Consider the following 7,269-nt stretch of genomic DNA (forward strand, 5'->3'; position numbering starts at 1 on the left):
ACCGACGCGGCGATCAACGCCAAGTCCGACTCGCTCATCGGCCTCAAGGAGAACGTCATCATCGGTAAGCTCATCCCGGCCGGTACGGGCCTGTCTACTTGCCCGCCGCACCCCGCAGAACCAGCCAACCCGCCCGAACCGGCCCCACCGGCACCCGGCCGGTGGGACGCTCCCGCCATGCCCGTACGCCACTACACCCCAGAACAGCTCGCCGCGATCCACGCGTACCCCGGCAACGGCCCGGTCACCCGGGACACCGCCTGCACCGCAGATATCGAACTGGACCAGCCCGAAGGCATGCCGCGGCGGCGCCGCGCCGTCTTCACGGCCCCCGACGACGGACGCCTCTACGCGGTCGACTACACGCTCGTACCTGACCCCGACGCGGCCCCGGACGACCCCCCGCCCCCGCAATGGGACACCAACCCCGTGGTCGCCGTGGAAGTCCGCCACACCGGCCGCCCCGGCCGCACCTGGGAACCCGTCGACTGACCAGAGCACCAGAACAGATGTTCCATTCCGTGGCGCGGCGGGCAGACCAGTGTCCAGTGCACCGACTTGCCCGCCGCACCCAGCGGCGCACGCGATCCGCACGGAAACGAGCCAACGATGCCGACCACCGCGCCCACCTGGGCCCTGCACCACGGCGATGCCCTCACCCTGCTCCGCACCGTCCCCGACGCCTCCGTGGCCGCCACCATCACCGACCCTCCGTACAACAGCGGGGGCCTGACCAACACCCAGCGCACCGCCAGCACAGCCCGAAGGAAGTACTTCCACACCTCGGCGATCCGCGCACTGCCGGACTTCGACGGCGACACCCGCGACCAGCGCAGCTACACCCTGTGGCTCACCCTCGTCCTCACCGAGTGCTACCGCGCCACCGAACAGGGCGGCCCGCTGCTCGTGTTCACCGACTTCCGGCAGCTGCCCGCCACCTCCGACGCCCTCCAGGCCGCCGGCTGGACGTGGCGCGGCATCGTCCCTTGGTTCAAGCCGATCAACCGCCCCGTGCGCGGCGGGTTCCGGCGCGCGTGCGAATACGTGCTGTGGGGCACCAAAGGCCCGGTGGACGCCGCCCGTAACCCGGTCATCCTGCCCGGCCTCATCTCGGCGAGCCTGCCCCGGGGCAAGGGCCGCGTCCACATCACCCAGAAACCCGACGAACTCATGGCCGAGCTGGTCAAGATCTGCGTACCCGCCGGCGTCGTGCTGGACCCGTTCACCGGCTCCGGCTCCACCGGCGTCGCCGCCCTCACCTCCGGCCGTGGCTTTGTCGGCATCGAGCAGTCCGCGGCCATCGCCGACACCGCCCGCGCCCGCCTCACCACCGCAGCCACCACCAGCCCCACCACGGCTGACACACAGTGACCGCTGGACAAGATCGGCACGTAGCGCAACACTAGAGCTGTGGCACAGGTGTGCCCATCCCCAGGAACTCCCGCTCAGCCCCGGACGCCCACGGCCCCGGGGCTGCTGCACACCCGAGGGGAGGCCACCATGTCCCACGGGCTCTACACCGCCACCGAGGCCGCCGCCCTCGCCACCGCCTGGCGCCGCCTCGTCTCCGCCGGCGCTGCCGAGGTCACCGCCGCCACCATCCGCTCCTGGGCCCACCGCGGACACCTCAAGCCCGGCGGCCTGGACGAACACCGGCGCCCGCTGTACGCCCTCGCCGACCTCGCCCGCGCCGAGCACACCACCCGCGCGCGGGCCCTACGCCTCGTCGGCATCAGCACCCCCTAGACCCCGCTGCCCGGCGGGCCGCACACCCCGCCGCCGCGCCCCAACGCGCCTGAGGGAAGCACCGGGCAGCGGGTACGCCACCTACCCGGGCTGGGCGTCTATCCGTAGTAGGTGTCCGTGTATTGGGGCAGGTCGCCCGGCCCGTCCTCGCACCCCTGGTCACGGTCCGGGCTGCCCCCGTAGGTGATGACGAACCTGTACCCCTGCGGCAGAGTGCATCCCTTGTCGGTCCACGTGTCCGCAATGGCGGTCCAGATCAGGAGCAGCACGAGCACCGCGATGATCTTCTGATTGCGGCTGGGGCGCCAGGTACGGGCGCTGATATCGGAGGACATGGGCCGCAGTGTGGCGCCGTGCGCACACTGCGTGTGCGCAAGTGATGGATTTGTGACGTAGGTGGAGGTGGCGCGGGTGATCCGCAACCCGCGCAACGGGCGCCCCTACCGCAGACTCTGCGCCCAGCAACGGGCGCTCGGCCTGCCCTGCTGGCGCTGCGGCGCCCCGATCGACTACAGCCTCACCGGCACCGCCGCGCAGCGCAGCCGCTGGGCGTTCACCCTCGATCACGCCCTCCCGCTGTCCCTCGGCGGCAGCCTCCTCGACCCCGCCAACGCCCGCAGCGCGCACCGCCGCTGCAACTCGGCGCGCGGCAACCGCCTCACCACCACCCCCGCCCGAGCCTCCCGGAGGTGGTGACCATGCCCCGCCCCATCGCCTACACCGAGCACAACGGCCGGTCCTGGCGGTGCGACGGCTGCGGCTCCCACGGCCGCTACCCCTCCATCACCGAGGGCCACCGCCAGGCGGCCGAGACCATCGCCCTCCACACCCAGGACTGCACGCCGGAGGAGACCGCGACCGTGACCGTCGACATCGCCGCCGACCTCACCATCATCCGCCCCGGCGACACCCTCCTCGTCCTCATGCCGAGCACCGTCCAGTACGCCCAGCTCTCCGCCGTCACCACCCGGCTGACTGCGAGGCTGCCCGGTGTGGAAGTGATCGTGATCCCTGCCGAGGGCATCACCGTCTACCGGCCCGACACCACGGTAGGAGCCTGAACATGACCAACGCCGAGCAGGGCTACACGGCATGGCGTACCGAGCAGCTGCGCCGCGCCCAGGCGTTCACGCTCAGCTGGGCCGAGCGCGCCGAGACCGAGTACGACTGGGCCGTGGGCCACGACGACTACGCCCGCCGCCAGGCAGACAGCGCATACCAGCACGACGCCCTGGCACACGCCCGCCGCCAGGCCACCTTCCACGGCGTACGCAGCACCGAGGCCGCGCGCCTCGCTGAGATGTGGTCGCACGTCGCCGCCGCTTTCGCCGCCGGACCGCCCCCGCCCGAGACCATCACCGTGCGCGGCACGATCGCCGAGCAGGATCTCGCCCGGCTGCGCACCCAGGCCGCCGCCCGCCCGCCCGGCCACCCTGTATAAGGACGCTGCGTGCTGTACGTCATCACCGGCCCGCCCGCCGCGGGCAAGAGCACGTGGATCACCGCACACGCGACAGCGCGTGACCTGGTGATCGACCTGGACCGGATCGCCCAGGCCCTCACCGGCCCCGGCGCACCGGCCTGGAACCACGACGAGACCGTGCAACGCGTCGCCCAGCGCGCACGGTTCGCCGCCATCGAGGAGGCGCTCAAGCACCGCGAGAGCGTGGACGTGTACCTGATCCACACCATGCCCAGCCCCAAGGCGAGGGCCCGCTACCGCAGGCTCGGCGCCCGCATCGTGGTGGTCGACCCCGGCGAAGACGTCGTGCGCGAACGCGTCGCCGCGATGCGGTCGGCCGGCATGGACCGGGTGGTCACCCGGTGGTACCGGGACTACCGGCGCGGTGGGTCACGCCCCGTCACCACCCAGGCATCCCGAGACTGGTGACGCAGCGTGCTGCGCGGCGCAACAGGTCACGAAACGCGACGTTCGATCACCGATCGACCCGCCACGGCGGGCCCGCCGGGCATCCCGGGGCGGGGAGTGGGCTGAAAGTTCAGGAGGCGGCCGGGCGACCCAAAATCCCTTCTCGCCCGGCTCTCTCCCCGCGCAAGTACGATCCTCGATTACTTTCTGTGACATTTGGGCTGTAACGCTCTGTAACACCCCTCTTGTCACTCTTCGTGACTGTCTGTCTGGTTACGGGGGGTGATGTCCGGTGGGTGACTCTGCGGAGTCGGGGCGGCGGCTGCGGCGTGGGGCGGTGGCCAGGGCGACGGCGGCGCAGCTCGATGACCTCGGTGTCGACCCGTCGGCTGTGGCGCTGGCGGCGACGGCGCTGCGCCTGGCGGCCGAGGTCGACTCGGCGAAGGATCCGAAGGCGGCGGCGACGGCTGCGCGGGAGCTGCGGCAGGCGATGGCGGTGGTGATCGCCGCGGCTCCGCCGAAGGAGCGCGGGGACCGGATCGATGAGCTGAACGCGCGCCGTTCCCGGAGGCTCTCCCCTCCGGCTGATCGGGACGCCCGGTGATCGGCTGCCAGACGCCGAGGATCCTGTCCGTGCCGTGGCGGCGGCGCGTCGGCACCGGCCGGTGGGACGGCGCCGAGGACCAGGAGGCGCTCGCCTTCCGGTCGCCCGCCGGTCAGGAGTGCGTGGAGCTGGCCGAGGACTCCGGCCTGCACCTCGACCCGTGGCAGCAGCTCGCCCTGCACCACAGCCTGGAGGAGGACCACGAGGGCCGGTGGACGTCCCTGGACGTCGTGCTGAACGTCGCCCGCCAGAACGGCAAGGGCGGTTTCCTGGAGGCGCGCCAGCTGGGCGAGGTCATCCTGTTCGGGGGGCGGCTGGTCATCCACACCGCGCACCAGTTCAACACCGCCCAGGAGTCGTTCCTCCGGCTGGACCAGCTGATCGAGGGTTCCTACGCGCTGAGCCGCCGTGTCAAGCGGGTGCGCCGGAGCCACGGCGAGGAGGGGTTCGAGTTCTTCAACGGCGCTCGGATCCGCTTCCTGGCGCGCGGCGGGGACAGCGGGCGGGGGTTCTCGGGGGACCTGGTGCTGCTGGACGAGGCGATGAAGCTGCGGGCCGCGCCGATCGGCGCGCTGATGCCGGTCCTGTCCGCGCGCCACAACCCGCAGCTGGTGTTCACCGGGTCGGCCGGTCTGGGTGACGAGAGCGAGCAGCTCGCGCTACTGCGGGCCCGCGCGATGGCCGAGGGCGCCCCGGACGCGTCGCTGACGTACCTGGAGTACTCCATCGACCAGCACGTCAAGGAGTGCCCCGCCGACGCCGAGGGTCGCATCGTGTGCGACCGGCACGACCATCGCGAGGACGAGGCATCGTGGGCGCGGGCCAACCCCGCGCTGGGGATCCGTATCCGGCCCGCGTACGTGCTGCGCGAGATGCGGAGCATGCGGCCGGACCTCTTCGACCGCGAGCGTCTCGGCGTGGGCGATTACCCCGAGGTCACGGACGAGACATGGCAGGTCATCGGCAAGGAGGCGTGGGAGGCCCTGGAGGACTCCTCGTCACGGCCGGGCGACCCGGTGGCGTTCTCGATCGAGACGACACCCGAGCGGACGTGGACCGCCATTTCCGTGGCGGGTGGATCGGGGGAGGACGGGGACGTGCACGCGGAGGTCGTGGCGCACCGGCCCGGCACGGACTGGGTGGTCGACTACGTGGTGGAGCGGGACAAGCGGTGGCGGCCGTGCGCGTGGGTCATCGACGAGGGCGGCCCGGCCGGGTCGCTGGTACCGGCGCTGAGGAAGGCCCTCAAGTATGAGGACGACCCGGACGAGCCGCGCCCGCGGGACGACCTGGTGGTGTCGCCCAAGGTGCGGCAGCTGACCGGGGCGTGCGGGCAGTTCCAGGACCGGGTGACGGCGGGGACACTGCGGCACCTCGGGCAGGCGCCGATGGCGGCGGCACTGGCCGGGGCCCGTAAGCGTGAGGTGGGGGACGCGTGGCTGTGGGCGCGCCGCAGCGACGGCGTGGACGTGAGTCCGCTGGTGTCCGCCACCTACGCGGTGTGGGGCTGGGAGACGTACCACGACGCCGAGCAGGACGGGGAGCCGAACGTATGGTGAAGATGCCGCCGCGCGAGCGTCTGCTGCCCGGCCTGGAGGTCGCGTTCGTCGTCCTGTTCCTGGCCGGGGTGGCGATGCTGTGGGTGCCCGCTGCGCTGATGGTGGGCGGTGTGCTGGGAGTCCTGGCCGTCGAACGGGAGATGGCCCGGCCTGGGACCGCCCAGCCGCGTGGGAAGGGGGCCCGGTGAACAGCCTGTTCGGTCTGTTCGAGCAGCGCAGCCTGGAGAATCCGGCGCAGCCGCTGACGTCGGAGGCGGTGGCCGGGTACCTGGGGGCGATGCCCAACGAGTCCGGGACGTCCGTGACCGAGCGGTCGTCGCTGCACATGCCGGCCGTGTGGCGGTCCGTGGGGCTGATCGCGTCGGTGTCGGCGCACCTCCCGCTGCACCCCTACGCCCAGGGCTCCCGCGACCGGGCCGAGTCGCCGCTGCTGGCCGACCCGCACCCGGAACTGACCCCGCTGGAGCTGTGGCGGTTGCAGTACGTGCACCGGGTCGCCTGGGGCAACGGGTACGTGCAGAAGGTACGCAACCGCGCGGGCGTGGTCGCCGAGCTGTGGCCGCTGATGCCGGACCGCGTACGCGTCGGCCGGGTGAAGCCGGACGAGATGCTGCCCTCGGGAAAGGTGTTCCAGGTCACCGACGACTGGGGCGCAACCCACGCCCTGACCTCGCGGGAGGTCCTCCACTTCCCCGGCCTGGGCTACGACGGGATCACCGGCTGCTCGCCGGTGCGGCTCGCCGCCGAGGGCATCGGCCTCGCGCAGGCCGCCGAGAAGAGTGCGGCCCGCCTGTTCGGCAAGGGCAACATCATGGCCGGGGTGTTGCAGACCGAGCAGCGCCTCGACCCGGACCAGGCCGACCGCGTCAAGAAGCGATGGCAGGCCCGCGTGGGCGGCTGGCGCAACGCGCAGGAGATCCCCGTCCTCGACTCCGGCCTGTCGTTCCAGACCGTCACGATGCCCTACCGCGACGCGCAGTTCCTGGAGTCGCGCGAGTTCCAGGTCACCGAGATCGCCCGCATGTTCGGGGTGCCGCTGTTCCTGCTCATGGAAACCGCAAAGTCGACGTCGTGGGGTACGGGTCTGGAGCAGCAGGCCGGCGCCTGGGTGGTGTTCGACCTCGCGCCGTCGTGGCTGGCGCCGACCGAGCAGCGCATCACGAAGGAGCTGCTGCCCGCCCGCCAGTACGCGAAGTACTCGGTGCAGGGCCTGTTGCGCGGCGACTCCTCGGCGCGGGCGACGTTCTACCGGGCGATGCGCGACGTCGGCGCGTTCTCCGCGGACGACGTGCGCGGGTTCGAGGAACTGCCCCCGCTGCCCGCGGGCAAGGGCGGCGACGTCTACCTCCAGCCGACCTACATGGCGCCGCTCGGCGTCAACCCCCTCGCCCCCGACACCACCGTGGCGCCGCCGGCCGCGGGGGGGCGCCGGCGGGGGGCGGGGGCGCGCCGGGGGAGGCGGCCCGGGTCGGGCGGTGGGTGCTGCGGGC

At 72.3% G+C, this 7,269-nt stretch carries 12 protein-coding genes; 11 read left to right on the forward strand and 1 reads right to left on the reverse strand.

Annotated elements, in window-relative coordinates; genetic code table 11:
- Window positions 1-177 precede the first annotated feature (177 nt).
- The 3 genes from ABZX40_RS41305 (at window position 178) to ABZX40_RS41315 (ending at window position 1,746) form a co-directional block, all read left to right on the forward strand.
- Window positions 178-492: a hypothetical protein gene (locus ABZX40_RS41305; RefSeq protein ID WP_355736159.1), complete on the forward strand. Its 315-nt coding sequence runs from the start codon at window positions 178-180 to the stop codon at window positions 490-492.
- Between the two features lie 117 nt (window positions 493-609).
- The gene (locus ABZX40_RS41310) at window positions 610-1,371 is read left to right on the forward strand and encodes a DNA methyltransferase (protein WP_355736156.1); all 762 of its coding nucleotides are present in this window, start codon (window positions 610-612) and stop codon (window positions 1,369-1,371) included.
- A gap of 129 nt (window positions 1,372-1,500) precedes the next feature.
- Window positions 1,501-1,746, forward strand: a complete 246-nt coding sequence (locus ABZX40_RS41315; protein WP_355736153.1) for a MerR family transcriptional regulator — start codon at window positions 1,501-1,503, stop codon at window positions 1,744-1,746.
- Window positions 1,747-1,844: 98 nt separating this feature from the next.
- Here ABZX40_RS41315 and ABZX40_RS41320 read toward each other — a convergent pair whose 3' ends face one another.
- A complete protein-coding gene (locus ABZX40_RS41320) occupies window positions 1,845-2,081 on the reverse strand; it encodes a hypothetical protein (RefSeq protein WP_355736151.1) in 237 nt (78 codons plus the stop codon).
- Between the two features lie 76 nt (window positions 2,082-2,157).
- Between ABZX40_RS41320 and ABZX40_RS41325 the strand changes: the two genes are divergently transcribed.
- The 8 genes from ABZX40_RS41325 to ABZX40_RS41360 form a co-directional block, all read left to right on the forward strand.
- Complete coding sequence (locus ABZX40_RS41325; RefSeq protein ID WP_355736148.1) at window positions 2,158-2,442, forward strand: HNH endonuclease; 285 nt, start codon at window positions 2,158-2,160, stop codon at window positions 2,440-2,442.
- 2 nt (window positions 2,443-2,444) lie between these two features.
- The gene (locus ABZX40_RS41330) at window positions 2,445-2,807 is read left to right on the forward strand and encodes a hypothetical protein (RefSeq protein ID WP_355736145.1); all 363 of its coding nucleotides are present in this window, start codon (window positions 2,445-2,447) and stop codon (window positions 2,805-2,807) included.
- A gap of 2 nt (window positions 2,808-2,809) precedes the next feature.
- The gene (locus ABZX40_RS41335; protein ID WP_355736142.1) at window positions 2,810-3,187 is read left to right on the forward strand and encodes a hypothetical protein; all 378 of its coding nucleotides are present in this window, start codon (window positions 2,810-2,812) and stop codon (window positions 3,185-3,187) included.
- Between the two features lie 9 nt (window positions 3,188-3,196).
- On the forward strand, window positions 3,197-3,637 hold the full coding sequence (locus tag ABZX40_RS41340) for an AAA family ATPase (RefSeq protein WP_355736139.1): 441 nt from the start codon (window positions 3,197-3,199) through the stop codon (window positions 3,635-3,637).
- A gap of 271 nt (window positions 3,638-3,908) precedes the next feature.
- A complete protein-coding gene (locus tag ABZX40_RS41345) occupies window positions 3,909-4,220 on the forward strand; it encodes a hypothetical protein (protein WP_355736136.1) in 312 nt (103 codons plus the stop codon).
- Window positions 4,221-4,249: 29 nt separating this feature from the next.
- Window positions 4,250-5,779 (forward strand): terminase, encoded by a 1,530-nt coding sequence (locus ABZX40_RS41350; protein ID WP_355736133.1) that lies wholly within the window; start codon window positions 4,250-4,252, stop codon window positions 5,777-5,779.
- Complete coding sequence (locus tag ABZX40_RS41355; RefSeq protein WP_355736130.1) at window positions 5,773-5,967, forward strand: hypothetical protein; 195 nt, start codon at window positions 5,773-5,775, stop codon at window positions 5,965-5,967. The genes ABZX40_RS41350 and ABZX40_RS41355 overlap by 7 nt, the downstream gene beginning before the upstream one ends.
- Window positions 5,964-7,269, forward strand: a 1,306-nt coding sequence (locus ABZX40_RS41360; RefSeq protein WP_356162871.1) for a phage portal protein, incomplete at its 3' end; no start/stop codon positions are given. The genes ABZX40_RS41355 and ABZX40_RS41360, both read left to right, overlap by 4 nt.

It is taken from the genome of Streptomyces sp. NPDC004610, from assembly GCF_040609715.1.
In the GTDB taxonomy this organism is placed as follows: domain Bacteria; phylum Actinomycetota; class Actinomycetes; order Streptomycetales; family Streptomycetaceae; genus Streptomyces.

What these genes read in the sequence shown, in the direction of transcription:
- ABZX40_RS41305 (WP_355736159.1), top strand. Translation starts at nt 178, where the DNA reads ATGCCCGTACGCCACTACACCCCAGAACAGCTCGCCGCGATCCACGCG.
- ABZX40_RS41310 (WP_355736156.1), top strand. Translation starts at nt 610, where the DNA reads ATGCCGACCACCGCGCCCACCTGGGCCCTGCACCACGGCGATGCCCTC.
- ABZX40_RS41315 (WP_355736153.1), top strand. Translation starts at nt 1,501, where the DNA reads ATGTCCCACGGGCTCTACACCGCCACCGAGGCCGCCGCCCTCGCCACC.
- ABZX40_RS41320 (WP_355736151.1), bottom strand. Translation starts at nt 2,081, where the DNA reads ATGTCCTCCGATATCAGCGCCCGTACCTGGCGCCCCAGCCGCAATCAG.
- ABZX40_RS41330 (WP_355736145.1), top strand. Translation starts at nt 2,445, where the DNA reads ATGCCCCGCCCCATCGCCTACACCGAGCACAACGGCCGGTCCTGGCGG.
- ABZX40_RS41335 (WP_355736142.1), top strand. Translation starts at nt 2,810, where the DNA reads ATGACCAACGCCGAGCAGGGCTACACGGCATGGCGTACCGAGCAGCTG.
- ABZX40_RS41355 (WP_355736130.1), top strand. Translation starts at nt 5,773, where the DNA reads ATGGTGAAGATGCCGCCGCGCGAGCGTCTGCTGCCCGGCCTGGAGGTC.